Source organism: Cohnella ginsengisoli, assembly GCF_029525555.1.
Taxonomy (GTDB): Bacteria; Bacillota; Bacilli; order Paenibacillales; family Paenibacillaceae; genus Cohnella; species Cohnella ginsengisoli.
The window spans coordinates 869,375-886,475 of record NZ_JAPDHZ010000004.1 but is presented as its reverse complement, the minus strand read 5'-3'; the positions used below and the strand labels follow the sequence as shown (position 1 = coordinate 886,475).

15 protein-coding genes and 1 pseudogene are annotated in these 17,101 nt (G+C 57.9%); 1 reads left to right on the top strand and 15 read right to left on the bottom strand.

The features are described from left to right. Positions 1-148: 148 nt before the first annotated feature. The 4 genes from OMP38_RS25315 to OMP38_RS25300 form a co-directional block, all read right to left on the bottom strand. Complete coding sequence (locus OMP38_RS25315; protein ID WP_277567506.1) at positions 149-376, bottom strand: VOC family protein; 228 nt, start codon at positions 374-376, stop codon at positions 149-151. Between the two features lie 7 nt (positions 377-383). Beyond that, the gene (locus OMP38_RS25310; protein WP_277567505.1) at positions 384-533 is read right to left on the bottom strand and encodes a VOC family protein; all 150 of its coding nucleotides are present in this window, start codon (positions 531-533) and stop codon (positions 384-386) included. Between the two features lie 105 nt (positions 534-638). Further along, a complete protein-coding gene (locus OMP38_RS25305; protein ID WP_277567504.1) occupies positions 639-1,310 on the bottom strand; it encodes a MarR family winged helix-turn-helix transcriptional regulator in 672 nt (223 codons plus the stop codon). 540 nt (positions 1,311-1,850) lie between these two features. Further along, on the bottom strand, positions 1,851-2,807 hold the full coding sequence (locus tag OMP38_RS25300; protein ID WP_277567503.1) for a D-2-hydroxyacid dehydrogenase: 957 nt from the start codon (positions 2,805-2,807) through the stop codon (positions 1,851-1,853). A 144-nt stretch (positions 2,808-2,951) separates the two neighbouring features. Between OMP38_RS25300 and OMP38_RS25295 the strand changes: the two genes are divergently transcribed. Continuing rightward, positions 2,952-3,659: an FHA domain-containing protein gene (locus tag OMP38_RS25295; RefSeq protein WP_277567502.1), complete on the top strand. Its 708-nt coding sequence runs from the start codon at positions 2,952-2,954 to the stop codon at positions 3,657-3,659. On the opposite strand, the gene OMP38_RS25290 is transcribed toward OMP38_RS25295, so the two are convergent. From OMP38_RS25290 to OMP38_RS25240, 11 genes and pseudogenes are all read right to left on the bottom strand, one after another. Further along, entirely contained in the window at positions 3,625-5,700 is a 2,076-nt protein-coding gene (locus tag OMP38_RS25290; RefSeq protein WP_277567501.1) for a penicillin-binding transpeptidase domain-containing protein, read from the bottom strand. The genes OMP38_RS25295 and OMP38_RS25290 overlap by 35 nt on opposite strands. A 213-nt stretch (positions 5,701-5,913) precedes the next feature. Further along, positions 5,914-6,216: a putative quinol monooxygenase gene (locus OMP38_RS25285; RefSeq protein WP_277567500.1), complete on the bottom strand. Its 303-nt coding sequence runs from the start codon at positions 6,214-6,216 to the stop codon at positions 5,914-5,916. Continuing rightward, positions 6,191-7,213: a helix-turn-helix transcriptional regulator gene (locus OMP38_RS25280; RefSeq protein WP_277567499.1), complete on the bottom strand. Its 1,023-nt coding sequence runs from the start codon at positions 7,211-7,213 to the stop codon at positions 6,191-6,193. The genes OMP38_RS25285 and OMP38_RS25280 overlap by 26 nt, the downstream gene beginning before the upstream one ends. Positions 7,214-7,270: 57 nt before the next feature. After that, positions 7,271-7,768: a DinB family protein gene (locus tag OMP38_RS25275; RefSeq protein ID WP_277567498.1), complete on the bottom strand. Its 498-nt coding sequence runs from the start codon at positions 7,766-7,768 to the stop codon at positions 7,271-7,273. A 160-nt stretch (positions 7,769-7,928) separates the two neighbouring features. Further along, positions 7,929-9,320, bottom strand: coding sequence for a group II intron reverse transcriptase/maturase (gene ltrA, locus OMP38_RS25270; RefSeq protein WP_277567497.1), 1,392 nt, complete (start codon positions 9,318-9,320; stop codon positions 7,929-7,931). A gap of 491 nt (positions 9,321-9,811) precedes the next feature. Continuing rightward, positions 9,812-10,159 (bottom strand): DUF2512 family protein, encoded by a 348-nt coding sequence (locus tag OMP38_RS25265; protein ID WP_277567496.1) that lies wholly within the window; start codon positions 10,157-10,159, stop codon positions 9,812-9,814. 16 nt (positions 10,160-10,175) lie between these two features. Next, positions 10,176-10,695 (bottom strand): annotated as a pseudogene (locus OMP38_RS25260) (DUF3231 family protein). 149 nt (positions 10,696-10,844) lie between these two features. Continuing rightward, the gene (locus tag OMP38_RS25255; protein WP_277567495.1) at positions 10,845-11,879 is read right to left on the bottom strand and encodes a Gfo/Idh/MocA family protein; all 1,035 of its coding nucleotides are present in this window, start codon (positions 11,877-11,879) and stop codon (positions 10,845-10,847) included. A gap of 343 nt (positions 11,880-12,222) precedes the next feature. Then, positions 12,223-13,578 carry a glucose-6-phosphate isomerase gene (locus tag OMP38_RS25250; RefSeq protein WP_277567494.1) on the bottom strand — a complete coding sequence of 452 codons (1,356 nt, stop codon included), beginning with the start codon at positions 13,576-13,578 and terminating at the stop codon, positions 12,223-12,225. Between the two features lie 191 nt (positions 13,579-13,769). Further along, positions 13,770-15,077, bottom strand: coding sequence for a group II intron reverse transcriptase/maturase (gene ltrA / locus OMP38_RS25245; protein WP_277567493.1), 1,308 nt, complete (start codon positions 15,075-15,077; stop codon positions 13,770-13,772). Positions 15,078-15,667: 590 nt separating this feature from the next. Then, positions 15,668-17,086, bottom strand: a complete 1,419-nt coding sequence (locus OMP38_RS25240) for a protein adenylyltransferase SelO (protein ID WP_338130634.1) — start codon at positions 17,084-17,086, stop codon at positions 15,668-15,670. Positions 17,087-17,101 lie beyond the last annotated feature (15 nt).

Here is a 17,101-nt window from a genome sequence, read left to right as displayed (position 1 = left end):
CGCTTTTATTTGAAACAACGGCCCTCCTGTCCGCCGAGCTTCGAAATTTGCTTAATAATCGTATATAGCGGCTCCAAAGTGCATTTCAATCCATCCATAAAAAAAAGCAAGCAGAAAAAATATCCGCATGCTCGTTTGATTAATAGGATTAAATACCTTGATTCAACTCGATCACATTGCCCGCAGGATCTCGGAGATAAGCGACGCGGTGCCCCCATTCCGGCGTATCGCGAGGCGGCTGCACGAACGGAACGCCTTTCGCTCTCAACGCCTCGTAAACCGAATCGACGTTTTCTACGCGGAATACGAGCGCCACTTGATCTCGACCGCTGAACGGCTGCGTCCTCGGTCTGGCTTCTGCGGAATCTTCGGCCATCGGCGGTTCAAGCGCGAAGCTGACGTCCCCCCGTCGCGAATTCGGCGAAAGGCGTCGTCTCGTCGCCATAACGGACTTCAAGTCCGATCGCATCGCGGTAAAACAAAAAGCATTCATGAATATTCGGCGCCAGTAGTCGAACATGCGCTAGCTTCATGCGAAATCCTCCGCCCTTCTTTTCGGATGGAATCAGTGTACCATGCGGCGGAGGACGGCGTTTCTTTTTCGATTGCTGAATTTGAACCCAATCCGGCCAGGTGTATTAAAATGTATCGCGGCCCGGTCTAGGACGCATGCCCCAACTATCTCCGCCAAAAGACGGTCGACGCTGGCGTCCGCCAACCGGATCAAAGCCATGACCTCCATGATCCGGATGACCGCCGCGCCCCCTGCCGCGGGAATCGAATCCGCGAGGCCCGAAACCGTGACCTTTATGGTGTCCCCGTCCGCCATGCTGATCGCCGTCAAAGCTATCCACACCTTCCTCCGCCCCGACCAATTGCCGCTCTAGCTCCCCGATCAACCGGTCCAAGTATTCTCCCATCGTCCGCTGCTCCTCATCGCTGAGACATTCGAACAGCTTATTGTGATTCTCCTGCTGCTTTTCCATCTCTTCCGCTGCCTGGGAGCCGGCTTCCGTCAGCTTTACGTTCATTACCCGACGATCTTGCTCGGACGGCATACGCGTAATGTAGCCGCTCCGCTCCAGCTTTCCAAGTAGTTCGCCGAGCGACTGATTACGCATATCGAGTAAGTACGACAGCTCCTTTTGCGTAATTTCAGGCTTCAGTTTGAGCAGCGACAGCACGCGTCCTTGTCCGCGAAGCGGGTCGCCGCGCCCTGCTCTTTCTCTTAGCAGATGATGCTGATAACGACGCAGCAAGATGACGATACGGAACAGTTGCTCCATTAAGTTCGATTGATTATTTTCCATGGGGATAACCTCCGATCGGTTATTCAGGTGCCTGTATATCAGGTACCTTGTTATTATCATACAGGTACCTTTCTATTTAGTCAAATCTTTTCCATGAAAAAAAAAGCCTTTCGCCATTTACGGTAAGGCTTTGGTTATCATGCATCTACTACGAATAAGTTACCCCTAACCAAACCGCTATCTCCGGCACAACGACGAAGAAGTCTCAGCTAGAAACAAATCAAGCCGCTCGCTCCGTGGCACCGACGAAGAAGTCTCAGTTAGAAACAAATCAAGCCGCTCGCTCCGTCGCACCGACGAAGAAGTCTCAGTTAGAAACAAACCAAGCCGCTTGCTCCACCACAACGACGAAAAAGTCTCAGTTAGAAACAAACCAAGCTGCTCGATCCACCGCACCGGTCATAAAGTCTCAGCTAGAAACAAATGAAGCCGCTCGCACCGTGGCACCCACCATAAAGTCTCAGCTAGAAACAAATCAAGACGCTCCATCTACCGCACCATCGATACAGTCTCAGCCAAGAGCCATTAAGCGTCTGCGCCTCATACGATCCGATTGGCGGTCTTCCCCGCCAAATACGCCTCCAGGTTGCCGACCGCGGTCGCCATCAGCCGCTCCCTGGCTTCCCGCGTCGCCCACGCCTGATGCGGCGTGACGATGCAGTTGGCGGCCGACAGCAGCGGATGTCCGGCCGGCGGCGGTTCCGCGGACAAAACGTCCAGCCCGGCGCCGGCGATGCCCCCGGCGTTCAGGCAGTCCGCGAGATCCTGCTCCGCGATCAAGCGGCCGCGGGCCGTGTTGATCAGAAAGGCGGATCGCTTCATCCGAGCGAGGCTGTCGCGGTTGATCATTTCTTCCGTCTCCGTCGTGAGCGGGCAATGCAAGCTGACCGCGTCCGAGCTTTCCAACAGCTCGGGCAAGGACGCCCATTCGAAGCCTTCGAACGGCGGAGGCCCGCCGGGATGGCGTTTGTACGCCAACACCTTCATGCCGAATGCATGCGCGATGCGCGCGACCGCTTCGCCGATGCGACCGTAGCCGACGATTCCCATCGTCTTGCCGCTTAGCTCGGTGAGCGGCGTTTTCCAATAGCTGAAGTCCGGACTGCTTGCCCATTCCCCCGCCTTCACGGAGCGATCGTGCAGCCCCGCTTGCCGGCATAGCTCGAGGAGCAGCGCGAACACGGATTGAGCCACGGAATCGGTTCCGTAACCCGGCACGTTCGTCACGGCGATGCCACGCTCGCCGGCCGCCCGGACGTCCACGATATCGTACCCGGTCGCCAGCACGCCGATATATTCGAGCGATGGCAGCTTCGCGAGCAGCTCTGCGCGGATAGGCGTTTTATTGGTCAGCACGATTCGCGCTTCGCGCGCCCGTTCCTCCGCCAATTCAGGAGCAGTCCGTTCGTAGACCTCCACTTGGCCCAGACGTTCGAATCCGCTCCAAGACTGGTCGCCCGGATTCAGCGTGTAGCCGTCAAGCACGACGATTTTCATAGCGTTTGCCTCCTCTAATAGCGTTTCGCACGATCTTAGTCCATTCGGCGCTACCTGGCAATCGTAACTTGTCGCCCGCATCGCACGTCTTATTTACGACGCAATATCCGAATATGAAGCTCAACAGAACCGAGGTGCTGCCAAATGAACCCTATTCCTTGTCTCGTCGTCGTTCGCGGATATCCCTACGACGAGGGCGCCGTGCTCACGCTGAAGCAGCCGAACGCCATTCTGGGCCGCAGAGATGCCGAATGGAACCCGGATATCGGCTTTGACAATGCCTATGTATCGAGAAAGCATGCCGAGATCGCATGCGAAAACGGCATCTGCAAACTGACGGACTTCGGCAGCAAGCACGGCACCGAGGTGAACGGACTCCGACTGACGCCGTTTCAGCCCGCCGTCCTCCGCGCCTCGGACATCGTCACTTTTTCCAAAGGCACGGTATGCCTGGCCTTTTCCGACCGCGGCTGGGAAGAAACGATGGAACTCGAACTCGAACTCGGGCTCGAAGCCTCGATATCGTCCGCCGACCTCGCCGACGTCGCGCTGGATCCGATCAGGCAGGTGCTCACCGTCCGCGATTCGACGTTTCCCTTCACGGACAAGGAGTTCAAATGCGTCGAGCTGCTCCTGCGGAGAGAACGGAGATTCGTCGCCAAAGAGGAAATCGCCCGGTACGTATGGCCCGAACGAACCGGCGAGGACGGGAGCCCTGCGGCCGGCGCCGAAGAGATCAACTCTCTTCTGTACCGCATCCGCAAAAAAACGGGTCCCGTCCTCGCCATCGAAAACATCCGCGGTAAAGGCTTCGTGCTCAGCCTTTCATCGCTTGCTGAAAAATTCGTTTAACCTTCGGCGTCACATAAGTGCTGCCTCCGCGTCCGCTGACGTCTTCAACCATGACGGCCAGCAGCAGCTTGGGATCGTTCGCGTCAAACCCGACGAACCAGCCGTTCTCTTCGCCCTGCGTGCCTTTGCTTGCCTTGAGCTCGGCGGTGCCCGTCTTGCCTGCGATCGACGACCCTTGAATATAAGCGCCGTGACCGACGCCTTCCGGACTTGCCACCGCCTGGACGAGATCCTTCTTCAAGATGTCCGCCGATTCGGGCGTCATCGCGGCCGCTTTCCACACCTGCGGCGAATCCGGATCGTCCGCCAGCGTCAGCCGCGGATAAGCGATATTGCCTCCGTTCACGATCGCCGAGAAAGCCAGCGCCACGTGCAGCGAAGTCATCGTCACCTCGCCTTGCCCATAGCCAGAGTCCGCTAGTTGAATCTCGCTTTTGAGGCCTTTGTTCGACAGCTGCGACTTGGCAAGCGGATAGACGATCGGGATCGCTTCGCCGATGCCGAACTTGGCCGCGTCTTCCGCGAATTTGTCCTTGCCCAGCGCGAGCGCCGCCTGCGCGAAGTAGATATTGTCCGAATAGGTGAGCGCCTTGGACAAGTCGACCGGATTGACGGCGTGAACCCGCTTCACGTAATAGCTGCCCCACGAGCCGTCCTTCGTCCACTTCAAGCCCGATATCTCGACCGCTTTGTCCGGATCGAGCGTACCCGCGTCCAGCCCCAGCGCGGCGGTAACGATCTTGAACGATGAGCCTGGCGCGTATCCTTTGGAAAACCGGTTCAGGAACGGATGGCGCGGATCGTCGTTCCACGCTGCGTACTGCTTGGCGGACAAGCCGCGCGCGAAGGCGTTCGGATCGTAGGACGGACTGCTGAGCAGCGCCAGCACTTCGCCGGTCCGGGGCTCAATCGCCGCAGCCGACGAGGCATCCGCCTTAATCTCCTCGTAAATGGTTTTTTGCAAGCCCGCGTCCACGGTCAGTTGAAACGACGTTCCCGGCACGGCCGCTTTTTCGGCGAGTACCGATTTACGCTGGCCGCTCGCGTCTTCAATCGCCACGACGACGCCGTCCGTTCCCCTTAACTGGTCCTCCAGCACCTGCTCCAGCCCCGCTTTGCCGATGACGTCCCCGGCCTTGTAGCCCTTGTCCTTAAGACGTTCGAGCTGCTCGGCGTTGATCTCACCGACATACCCGGTCAAATGGGCCGCGGCTTCGCCGAGCGGATAGACGCGAAGCTTCTTCTGCTGAAAAAGAACGCCGGGGACGTTGTCGAACGCGTCCATATCGGCCTCGTCCACGATGCCGATCGGCACGAACAGCTCCGGCTTGACCCAAGAAGCGCCGAGCTTGCGATCGATATCCGCTGCGGTAATGCCGAGTTTGGCGGCGACCTTGGCTTTGACGGCCGCCGGATCTTCTCCGAGCTTCCCCGGGACGATGCCAAGCTGCGGCGCCGTTCCGTTCACGGCGAGCCCTTCGCCCGTTCGGTCGACGATCTCGCCACGCTCGGAGGCGAGCGTCTGCACGCGAACCTTGTCCCCGTCCTTCATCTCGGGGAATATCATCGACGAATCCCAGTCGATCCGCCATTTCTGTTCCTCGCCGTCCGGCGTTTTCCTCGCCGTGCCCTCGTGCTTGAACTTCACGGGACCTGCGATCGTATCCATGCTGACGGAAAATTGGAATTTTTGAACGACCGGTCCGGCCGAAGCGGTCGATGCCGGCGACGCCGAAGACGGGCTCGCCGGCGGCGGGGAGACGTCCTCGACCGCCAGCTTATCCGCCTTGATGCCCTCGTATATTTTGCCGTAGCGCTCGGCGAATTGCTCCGCGGTCAGCTTGGCTCTGGCATCGGGCGTCAGCATAGCGTACATGCCCGCATAATCGAGCCGCTGCCAATCCTTCAGATAGGCGCCGATCGCGTCTTCGGCCGTCGGCTCCGGCGTCGGTTCAGGCGTCAGGTCGTTTCCGCCGCTTTTGCATCCGCTTAGCACCGTCAATAACAGCAGGGCTGGAATCGCCCATTTGCGTAATTTCATTTTTCCGCCTCCCGGCTCGAGTTGTCCGCTATCGAAGCAGCTTCGACCGATTCGAACGAGACCGGTTCGAATGCGATCGTATCTACTGCTATCATAGAGCGGCGACTCTTTCCATTCAATAGAAGAAAAATGATAGACGGCTCATAAGCGAAAAGGAGCGGCGGAGAAAACGAGTCCGCGCGATTATCGGACGGCGTCCCGGATCGCTTGGTTTTAAAATCCTTTGCCACCGAGCGGCTTGACCTTGATGCCGCCCGCCTCCGCGATCAGCGGCCTGCAGCGGCCGATCAGCTCGCGCACTTGTTCGTTTTGCAGGCTGGCGGCATGCGCTTCCTTGCTCTCCCACAGCTCCGTGACCCACAGCACGTCGGGCTCTTCCTCAGCCTCGTGAATGATGTAGTAAATGCACCCTTCCATGCCGCTCAGCGTATCGCTAGACGCCAGCATCATGCCGCCGAGCTCCTCCCGCTTACCGGGTACGGCCGTCAATTTACCGAACATCGCGAATTTGCTCATCGTCCAAAACTCCCTCTCCTGTATCGTTCGAATGCTGCATATCATCATAGTGCGCGAGCAACCGCGCGCTGGCCTCGCGCATTCGCCGGACCAGCAGCGCCGATTCGATCCGCAAGGACGTGCCGTACGGCATCAGAAAATAAGGCACGTAAGTCGTCAGCGTCGATCGTTCAAGTTGAAAAGTCGCCGTTTCCGGCTGGCGCTCGACCAGTGCATGTCCGAACAGCCAATGCCGGGATAGTTCGTTCAGCACCTGCTCCCGGCTATGGATCCGGACCGTCTCCCATTCCGCCCGGTCTTTCGAATCCCGCAGCAGACGACCGAGCAAGTAGTCCTTGGCTGAAAAAGATGCCGGTCGCTCAAAACGTCTGTCCGTCTGCCGCAGTCCGCGTATTCGGTCCACCCGGAAGCTCCTGATTTCCTCCCGGTATCCGCAATGTCCGACCGCGTACCAACTGCCTTTCCAATAAACGATGCCGTACGGATCGAATAGTCGCGCGGGCGAAGCTTCTCCTCTGCCCTTGTCGTAATTCAGTTCGAGCGTGCGTCCTTGGCCGGCAGCCTCCTCCAATGTTTGCAGGTGCGACTGATAGGCGCCGTCCAGCGGCGGCTCGATTACCGATAGCCCGAGACCGTGTCGTTCCAGCGCATCCAATTGTTCGTCGTTTGCATATCGCTTCAGCTTGTCCGTCGCTCTGTCCAGCGCGTCCGAATGCGGATAACCCGCTTCCTTGGCGAATATCGAGGCGTGGATCAGCCCCTTCTGCTCCTCGGCATCGAAGACGAGCGGCGAATCCGCGAATCGGCTCAAGATCGTATAACCGCCGTTCGGTCCCGAATCCGCGACGATCGGCACGCCGCTGGCGCATAGCGAATCGATGCACCGGTAAACGGTCCTCACGTGAATATCCAGCGCTTCCGCCAATTGCTTCGCGGTCTTGCGCTTGCCCGATCGCAGCATCCATAAAATCGATAGCATGTTATCCGCTTTGGTCATGGCCTACCCGCTTCCGATCGTCTTCGTCGTTAACCCTTCCGTCTTATTGTAAGTCAATCATGCCCGAGGCGCCATTCCCTGCTCGATCCAAGTCTCGTACGTCGGTCCGTACAAGCCGGGCGGCCGTAATCCGGCTTGCCTCATCAGCACGGTCATTTGTCCGCGGTGGTGCGCTTGATGCATGAGAGCAAAACGGAGCGAATCTCCGTTTTTCCACGCCTCGCCTGCGATCTCTACCCGGTCCGACAGATTCGCCTCGTTCCACTGTCTTTGGATCGCGTCGATAAAGCGGTCGCTGACCGTCCTGTAATCCCGCGCGAGCGCCGAGGCCGGGCGATTCGCGCCGTCCCTCTCATCGGCGCCTTCGAACGCCAGGCCAAGCGCGTTCATGTACTGGATCGACGTGATCAAATGCCATGCCAAATCGCCCAACGTACGCCTGTCTTCGGCGATTCGGCGCTTCAAGGATTCATCCGTCAACGAATCCAGCAAGCCTGCCGTCATTTCAGCTTCGCGTTTCCATTCTTCCACGAAATTTGAGATCGATGCGATCATCCCTATACCTCCATGAACGTAGTCTTTACGATCAGAAGTATAAGCCTATATCGCTGACAGAAACGGTCAGTAATTTTAAAAATCGAGTAGGAGGAGGCGGCTAGCCTCCGTCCTCTCACACCACCGTACATGCGGGTCCGCATACGGCGGTTCCAAAAGGTTAACAAGGCTCCTTGTAACGAGTAAGCAGACTTTTCAGCCCTTTTGCCTCCCAGTAGGAGGTCGAAAGGGCGTTGTTTATGTTCCGGGACATTTCCCAAGGGCCGCGCCGGGAGTTGGCCATGACATAACAGGCCCACTCCCGTACATTCAGCGCTCTTAGTTCGCGGATGCGCGTTCGCACTCGCTTCCATTGCTTCCACAGGCACATGCGTAGCCGTCTACGAATCCAGCCATCGAATTGCTCGAGGTGTTTCTTCGCAGCAGCCATCCGGAAGTAGCCCAGCCACCCCATCGTATAGCGGTTTAGCCGGTTTATCCGTTCCTCCATTGGCATAGACTTCGTACGGTTCGTCAGTTCCCGGACCTTGTCCTTGAACCGAGAAATCGTCTTTGGTGCCAATCGAATCGTCGCTTGCCGGTTGTTCATGAAGCTAAATCCTAGAAACTTTCGCTCCCGCGGTCTGGCTACCGCACTCTTTTCCCGGTTCACTTTCAGTCTTAGCTTTCCTTCTACAAAGCGAACCACCGACCCCATGACGCGTTCTCCGGCGCGTTTGCTGGCTACGAAGATGTTGCAATCGTCCGCATAGCGGACGAAGTGCAGTCCTCTGCGCGTTAACTCCTTGTCCAGGTCGTCCAACAGGATGTTTGCCAGTAGTGGACTAAGCGGTCCGCCTTGCGGCGTCCCTTCCTCCGTTCGCTGGCAAACCCCGTTCTCCATGACGCCGGCATTCAGATAGGCGCGAACCAGCTTCAGGACGCGTTGGTCCGTCACCTTACGTGCCACTCTGGCCATGAGCATGTCGTGGTTCACCCGGTCAAAGAACTTCTCCAGGTCCATGTCTACGACCCAGCGCAGTCCGCTCTGGATGTAGGATTGAGCCTGCCGCACCGCATCGTGCGCACGCTTGCCCGGCCGAAAGCCGTAGCTGCTTGGAGAGAATTCAGCATCGAAAATCGGATTCATCACTTGCAGAAGCGCTTGCTGTAGCAGTCGGTCCATCACGGTCGGGATGCCAAGCAGCCGTACGCCGCCTCCGGGTTTGGGGATTTCCACCCGTCTGACGGGCGCAGGTCTGTAGGTTCCCGCGAGGAGTTCGGTCTTCACCGACTCCCAGTGCGTTTTCAGGTAAGCTTGTAGCTGCGCTACCGTTACACCGTCCACACCGGGCGCTCCTCCGTTTTGGACCACTCGCTTGTACGCGTCCCTCAGGTTTGCGCCCTCGAGCATCCGCTCCAGCAAGTCGTTACTGGCTTTGCGAGAGGAAGGGGCGACTTGTGCCGGCGATGAACTCGGCGCTCCTGCATACCCTTGCGGCTTCACCGCTTCTCTTTGCAGCAAGCTCCCTTGCGGGATATTCGGCTGTCGTTGCTCATCGCGCGAACGCATCGGTTTCCTCTCTCCTTTCGGTTCGGCCCTTCCGCAGCTGTTGCAACAGTCTGCGTACTATGGCCTCTGCTGACTCCTGCGGGTTCAGCGCAACCTCCCGGTTGCGGTTACGAAATGACTTCGCATTTTTTTTTTCATCCCGCAGGCCTCCCCAGATAAGAACGCCATCTGTCTGCCCGCGACCACTGGAGTTTACAGGGTTAGCCCTTGGCGGCTTTGGATTTCGTTGTGTGTTGACAACTCATCCGGCTAACCCTGCCTCGAATCCAGTTCGTATACCTTGGCCCGTGCATTTGCCTCCGGCTTCCTTCAGATTCCGCCTCGCGACGGACACCCTTGCCCTTGGCTACGGTAGGCGCTCGCCAGCCCCCGTTCGGGACTTTCACCCTAAAGATGACGCCCATGCTGGGCGTACAACAAATAACCCCGCGTCGAGGCGCGGGGTTTTAGGCAATGAGCGGTCAGGACGGCTTGCGTTCAGAAGCATCCGTTTAAGCGCGTTGGCGTTGGTAAGACGTTCGGGTCTGGAACACATACCGGTGAATGAAAAATTCGGCGATGGCGGTAATCAGCGCGATGATGAGCATTTCCCCCGGGCTGATCGTCCAATTCATCGCGGATGCCGCGATCCAAAGCACCAGATATGCCAGGATGCCGTCGGATACGGTCGCGATTCCGTTGTTGGTGGAACGCAAAATAATCTGGTCGCCCAAAATGTACGCGACTATGGTAAGAATCGTCGCTGTCGTCGCGGCGCCAAGGAACGAGGCGTTGGAATAATACATGAGCATAGTCGTCACGATGACGCCGTTCACGAACCATTTCAGTACGAACTTCATGGATGGGCCTCCATCGTCAGGCATGAACCGCTTCAGGGCGCTGAATTTGAAGCGGCGGCGGCATGAGCCATCCTTTTTCTTTGTTCATTCGAAGCAGGCTCAGTCCGATCGCGGCCTTGGCGACATGATATTTGCCGAAAAGCGCGGCGACGTCCTCGCGGATCGCCTTGCCCATTACCTGGCTGCAGGCCACCAATCCAACCGCCGTGTCCGCCGTGACGGTCGCGGCGATCTCCATGTCCGAAAATCGCGCGCCGGGCGGAATTTCTTCGAGCTTCGCTTCCGGGCGCTGCGGAAGCTCCGGCGGTGGCACGAGTCCGTTGCTTTTCAGCAGCTTGTCGCATTCGCTGGCTTCGAGTTCCGCCTGGTCGATGAGCTGATCGATGATCTTTTTTAAGATCGCGATCTCCGGCATGCTGCTTCAGCGTCCGATAGCCGGAAATGAAGCCCTTGGCTGCCGCCGACGCCGTCCAAATGTCGAATACTTCGCCATAGTGCAATGGCTCATCCTTCGGATTGCCGCTTAAGATTCCCATTTCGACGCTCCCTCCCGGAGTATGATTGAGTTCTGGCCTCGCTTAATTTGCCCCGACCGAACACCGGGCATCCGAAAAAATCCCCCATCGTTCGCCGGATGGCGAAGAACGGGGGATTGCGCTAGCGATGGGACGGCAATGCCGCGCCGTTACAGTCTGATCTCATGACCGCGTTCGGCGGATTCATAAATGGCGGACAAAATTTTGATCATGTCCACGCCATGTTCCGGGAGGAAGATCGGCGACTCGTGCCCGAGCACGCATTCGACGAAATGGCGAATGTTGGCCGTATGCTGCGGGACGGCGGCTTCGGGAAAACGCGGCTGTTCGTCGATCAATACGCCTTCTTTTTCCGTATAGAGCTTCAGCTTGTCGTTGATGAGGCTGAAGCCGCCTTCCGTGCCGCGCCACTCGAGAAACTTCTGTTCGTCTTCGATATTCGAAGCCCAGCTGAATTCGATCTGAAGCGAGGCGCCGCTATCGAAGCGGATGAAGCCCGCGGCCAGGTCCTCGACGTCGAACGTTCCTTCGGGAACATTGCCGGAGGCGTCCGGACGGTCCGCGAACTTGCGGTAGGTCGAACCGGATACGGTGACCGGCTTCGGATTGCCCGCGGTCCACATCGCCATGTCGATCATGTGGACGCCCAGGTCGATGAGCGGTCCGCCGCCAGACAGCCCCTTCGTCGTGAACCAGCCGCCGCGCCCCGGAATGCCTCGGCGGCGGATCCAGCCGCACCGGCCCATATACATCTCTCCGAGTTTGCCTTGCGAGATTAGCCGTTTGATGAACTTGGCCTCTTCGCTGAAGCGGTTGTTGCGCATCGTCATCAGCAACCTTCCCGACTCGCGCGCGGCGTCCGCCATCTTTTGCGCTTCATCGGCGTTTACGGCATCCGGCTTTTCGCAAAATACGTGCTTGCCCTTGCGCAGCGCCGCGATCGCGATCTCGGAATGGTACAGGTTCGGCGTGCTGATGCCGACGATATCGATCGACGGATCCGCGATCAGCTCGCGGTAATCTTCATACACCTTCGCTCCCGGAAAAGCGAGCGCGGCGGACTCGGCGGAAGCGCGAAAAGCGTCGCAAAAAGCAACGAGCTCCACTTCCTTGTGGGACAGCCAGCCCGGCAAATGCGCGAATTTAAAAATACCGCCCGTACCGATAACGCCTACCTTCAACATGATTAAAGATTCCCCTTTATGTATCGAATGCGATGCGCATGCTTGACAACTTCCTCTATATTTTAGTTTGCGAAGTCAATGTTTTCGATTGCAAATTCGGTTCATTTTATACGGTATTCTATCATTCGGGTCCTGTTTGACTTTGAAACGAGCGAGATGTTATTGAACGCATTGATTCTCGATAGCGAAGGCGGTCTGTTGCCGCGGCGGGTGAGATCAAGGCGATGCGAAGTCGCGCTTGGCGAGCTGGCGGAAGTCAATCCGTCTTAAAAACCGGAGAGGCCGCTTGCCGTCACTTCAACCCTTGGGGTTTGAATGGACGGACATGCGGCCTCGCTTATTTTTATACGATTTCTTTTAAGCCTCTCCCAAGCGCTTCAGCAGCTCGGCTTTTTTTCGCTTCGAACCCAGGTTTGCCCAGCAGCGCGAACATATTGACCTTGTAGGCTTCGACGCCCGGCTGGTCGAACGGGTTGACGCCGAGCAGTAAGCCGCTGATGCCGCACGCTTTTTCGAAGAAGTAAACCATTTCCCCGTACGTATATTCGTTCAGCTCGTCCAGCTCGACGATCAGGTTGGGAACGCCGCCGTCCACGTGCGCCAGGCGCGTGCCTTCCGCAGCCTTGCGGTTGACTTCGTCCATCGTCATGCCCGCGAGGAAGTTCAAGCCGTCCAGATTGCCCTCGTCCGTCTCGATCGTCCATTCCACGCGCGCCTTCTTCACGGCCAGTACGGTCTCGAACAGATCCCTGCGCCCCTCTTGCACGTATTGCCCCATCGAGTGAAGGTCGGTCGAGAAGTCGACCGATGCCGGATACAAGCCCTTCTGATCCTTCCCTTCGCTCTCGCCGAACAGCTGCTTCCACCATTCGGAAACGTAGTGCAAGGACGGCTCGAAATTCGCCAGCAGTTCGATCGTTTTTCCCTTGCGATAGAGCGCGTTGCGGACAGCCGCGTATTGGTAGCTTTCGTTTGCGGCAAGGTTCGGTTCGGCATACTTCTTCGCCGCCGCGGCGGCGCCTTCCATGATCCGGTCGATATCCAGGCCCGCGGTCGCGATCGGCAGCAAGCCGACGGATGTCAATGCGGAATAGCGGCCGCCGACATCGTCCGGGATTACGAACGTTTCGTAACCTTCCTCGTCCGCCAGCTTCTTAAGCGCCCCTTTTTCGGCGTCCGTCGTCGCATAGATGCGTTTGCGGGCTTCTTCTTTGCCGTATTTTTTCTCCATGTAGTCGCGCAGCACGCGGAAGGCGATCGCCGGCTCGGTCGTCGTGCCCGATTTGGAAATGACGTTCAGCGACAGATCCTTGCCCTCCAGCAGTTCAAGCAGGTGGGACAAGTACGTGGAGCTGATGTTTTGACCGGCAAAATAAACCTGTGTATGGCCCGCCATCTGGTTGTGGAACGTATGGGAGAGCGCTTCGATCGCGGATCTGGCGCCCAGGTAGGAGCCGCCGATGCCGATGACGATCAAAGCGTCCGAATCGCCGCGGATTGTGGCGGCCGCTTCCTTGATGCGGGCGAACTCTTCCCGGTCGTATTGGAGCGGCAGCTCCACCCAGCCCAGATAGTCCGAGCCAGGGCCTCGCTTTTCGTGAAGCATGCCGTGCGCGGCGGCTACGAAATCTGCCGCATAGTCGACTTCGTGCTGCTGCATAAATGATAGGGCATGGCTGTAATCGAAACGGATGGTCAAAGGTTTCTCCTCCTCTTGTCGCTTGCTCTGGATTCAATATAAATCAAAAATTCTCTATAAAGGTAATTCATAGTTCCGACAAGTGACATAGACTGTATCTATGGCTAGAGTGAAGGACTGAATAAATTCAGCCCCTCCTCATCAAACCGTACGTGAGGTTTTCCCTCATACGGCTTTCCGATGTTCGTCATTCATGCGCGTGCGACTTTCAAGAGTGTTTTGAGTCCATGTACTTGGCTTAGAATCTTAATTTCGTTTCCGGAACCGCGCCAGCGCCTTCGTTGGCGCTTCTTTGCGTACCACTTCGTCAGCCTTTGCCGGATGTACCAATCGAGCTTAGCCATCCACTTCGTGCTGTAAGGCGTTGTGTAGTAATTCTTCCAGCCTTGGATTTTCGGATTGAGCCATTTCACGTGTTCTTCAAACGATGCGCTCCGCATACTTGGCGGTGCCAGTCGCTCTTTCACCACTTCCCGGATGTGCATCTCTGCTTTCTTGCAGAGCCATTGCCGGGTCGTGTAGTACACTTGGCTTCGTCCCGTTTCGGCTTTCGTTTTCCGGTGGTGCATGCCGAGGAAGTCAAATCCTTCTTCTCCCGTCCATAGCCCCACAATCCGCGTCTTCTCCGGGTGCAACGTTAATTCCAGACGCGCCATAATCGCCTGAATAAGCTTATGCGCATGAAGGGCATCCTTCCTTGTCTTGCACACCACGACGAAGTCGTCGGCATACCGCGTTAACGCTCCAACCGCTTTCCCATGCTTTTCCCATAGCCCGTCGAAGTAATTCAGATAGATGTTGGCGAGCAGAGGCGAGATCACGCCGCCTTGCGGCGTTCCCAGATCGCTTCTTCTCACCTTGCCTTCCTCCATGACTCCGGCTCCGAGCCATTGCCGGATCAGCTTGAGTACGCGTCTGTCGCTGATTCGCATTTCCACCAGCTTCATCAACTTCTCCTGGCCCAGGTTGTCGAAGAACCCTTGAATGTCGACGTCGACCACCCAATTGCCCTTGCGGTTGCACGCTTTGCGGATTCGCTCCAGCGCCTGTTTCGCGCTGCGCTTCGGCCGAAAGCCGAAGGAACAATCCTGAAAATCCGCTTCGAAGATCGGTTCCATCACCAGTTTTAACGCCATCTGTACGACCCGGTCCTGAATCGTCGGAATGCCGAGCGGGCGCTTACGCCCGTCTTTCTTCGGGATATAGTGGCGTCGTACGGGCTGAGGACGGTATCGTTTCTGGAGTAGACGTTCTCGGCATTCCTCGACGAAAAGGGACTCGCCCTTTTTCTCGATATCCGCCAGCGTTTCACCATTCACGCCTGCTGCCCCCTTATTGGCTCGTACGCTTCTCCACGCTTCCCACAGCACGTCCAGCCGACATACCTTGTCGTACAGCGCATGGAATCTTCTCCTCTTGTTTGTCTCGGCCGCATGACCTAGCTTTTCTCGGAGTTGTTGAACTTTTTCTTTGGGTGTCGTTAGCCGGTTGGCATTCACTCACTCGTACCTCCTCCAAAAACTTGAACAAAGCAGGGCTCCTTCCCTCCCGCAGGTTGTGTTGTCCTGCGTTCTCAGGTACTATGAACCCCTCGGACTCCCTTCCTGCAGATGGCTCGCTTCGCCTTTTGACTTATAGAGCATCTCGCTACGAAAAAAAAACTTCGTGCAGGGGAGGGTCTCCCCAGTTCACTGCATCTTCTTTCAGACCATGCCGCTCCCTCTACGCCGGAGGATTCTTCGCTGCCGCTCCAAGTTCTAAGCAGCTTCCTTGGCCTTCGTCCAGCTATGCAAGACTCGGCTTCCTCTTTTCCCTCTTGCGAGGCCTTTTTTGACGACGCGGCAGGATTCACTTCATGTTACGGCCTGGCCTGTTGCTCGCACCGTCTCTGACGGTTACTTTCGTCGATGCGCTTCTGCGCACAGATTTCGCCGTACGCAGGCATCCTAGCTACGCGGGGGGCTTGGCCCCTCCCGCGACCGGACTTTCACCGGCAAGAAAATACGTGCTTACCTGGGCACGCCAAAGCAAAATAGCCCCTCCCGATATCGGGAGGGACCTAAGCGATTAGGCGCTAATGTTGTTGTCGTCAAGTACCGCAAAACGTCCTGTACCTGCCGCACGACGCGTCCGGCGGCGAGGCATACGCGGCTTGCACTGGCGCGTAGGCGAACGGATCGCGAAGCGCTTCGACCAATCGATTCAGAACCTCATAATCGCCTCGCTCGACGGCCGCCTCCAGCGCTTCCTCTACGCGGTGGTTGCGCGCGATCGCAGCGGGGTTGCTCCGCCGCATCAGCCGCTGCGAGGCGGCGACCGCATCGTCCGTATCGCCGATTCTGGCCTTCCATCTGCCGCGCCAGCTCGCGAACGCTTCCGATTCGAACAAAAGGCCTTCGCCGGTCCCGCCTGAAGACAAGCTCGCGAACGTATTCGTAAAGTCGGCACTGTGCGTTTCCATCAGCGCAAGCAAGTCCTGGGCGAGGGATTCGTCGTCCGGCGCTTCGTCCGCCAATCCAAGCTTGGCTCGCATGCCGGTTAGCCATTCGGCTTCGAACAGACCGGGAAACGCCGATATCGCTTGCTCCGCCAAGGCGACGGCACGTTCCTCGTCCCCGTCGAGGAGCGGCAGCAGCGTCTCGGCGAATCGCGCCAGATTCCAGGCGGCGATTCGCGGCTGCTGATTATAGGCGTAGCGGCCGTTGGCGTCGATCGAGCTGAATACCGTAGACGGATCGTAGACGTCGAGGAACGCGCAGGGGCCGTAATCGATCGTCTCGCCGCTGATCGCCATATTGTCGGTGTTCATGACGCCGTGCACGAAGCCGACCAGCTGCCATTTGGCGATCACCGAAGCTTGCCGGCGGACGACCGCTTTGAGGAACGATAAGTAATCGCCGGCCTCGACATCGGGATCGTGTCTTCGCATCGCGTAATCGGCGAGCTCGCGAACTTGATCTGCGCCGCCGGCGCCGGCAGCGTACTGAAACGTTCCTACGCGAATATGGCTCGCGGCCACGCGGGTCAGCACGGCGCCCGGCAGCTCGTCCTCGCGAAATACGGGCTCGCCTGTCGCCGCGACGGCCAAGCTACGCGTCGTCGGAATGCCCAGTCCGTGCATCGCCTCGCTGACGATATACTCCCGCAGCATCGGTCCGAGCGCCGCCCGGCCGTCTCCGCCGCGCGAATACGGCGTACGCCCCGAGCCTTTCAGCTGGATGTCGCGGCGGCTTCCGTCCGGGGAGATCTGTTCGCCCAGCAGCAGCGCGCGACCGTCCCCGAGCATCGTCAAGTGACCGAACTGATGCCCCGCGTACGCTTGCGCGAGCGGCTCGGCGCCCTCAGGCGCCGCGCTGCCGGCCAGGACGGCCAAGCCGGCTTCGCTGCGCAGCGCTTCTTCGTTCAGGCCGAGCGACTCGGCCAAACGAGCGTTCAACACGGCCAGCTTTGGCGCGCCGACCGGATGCAGCGGTATTTTCGAATAAAAAAAAGGACGGGAGACGCGCATAGCTGTTGTCGAAGC

Bases quoted from the DNA above. Each gene is read 5' to 3' on its own strand.
- OMP38_RS25315 (WP_277567506.1), bottom strand. From the start codon at position 376: ATGGCCGAAGATTCCGCAGAAGCCAGACCGAGGACGCAGCCGTTCAGC.
- OMP38_RS25285 (WP_277567500.1), bottom strand. From the start codon at position 6,216: ATGAGCAAATTCGCGATGTTCGGTAAATTGACGGCCGTACCCGGTAAG.
- ltrA (WP_277567497.1), bottom strand. From the start codon at position 9,320: ATGCGTTCGCGCGATGAGCAACGACAGCCGAATATCCCGCAAGGGAGC.
- OMP38_RS25265 (WP_277567496.1), bottom strand. From the start codon at position 10,159: ATGAAGTTCGTACTGAAATGGTTCGTGAACGGCGTCATCGTGACGACT.
- OMP38_RS25240 (WP_338130634.1), bottom strand. From the start codon at position 17,086: ATGCGCGTCTCCCGTCCTTTTTTTTATTCGAAAATACCGCTGCATCCG.
- OMP38_RS25295 (WP_277567502.1), top strand. From the start codon at position 2,952: ATGAACCCTATTCCTTGTCTCGTCGTCGTTCGCGGATATCCCTACGAC.
- OMP38_RS25290 (WP_277567501.1), bottom strand. From the start codon at position 5,700: ATGAAATTACGCAAATGGGCGATTCCAGCCCTGCTGTTATTGACGGTG.
- OMP38_RS25255 (WP_277567495.1), bottom strand. From the start codon at position 11,879: ATGTTGAAGGTAGGCGTTATCGGTACGGGCGGTATTTTTAAATTCGCG.
- OMP38_RS25280 (WP_277567499.1), bottom strand. From the start codon at position 7,213: ATGACCAAAGCGGATAACATGCTATCGATTTTATGGATGCTGCGATCG.
- OMP38_RS25305 (WP_277567504.1), bottom strand. From the start codon at position 1,310: ATGGAAAATAATCAATCGAACTTAATGGAGCAACTGTTCCGTATCGTC.
- OMP38_RS25300 (WP_277567503.1), bottom strand. From the start codon at position 2,807: ATGAAAATCGTCGTGCTTGACGGCTACACGCTGAATCCGGGCGACCAG.
- OMP38_RS25310 (WP_277567505.1), bottom strand. From the start codon at position 533: ATGAAGCTAGCGCATGTTCGACTACTGGCGCCGAATATTCATGAATGC.
- OMP38_RS25275 (WP_277567498.1), bottom strand. From the start codon at position 7,768: ATGATCGCATCGATCTCAAATTTCGTGGAAGAATGGAAACGCGAAGCT.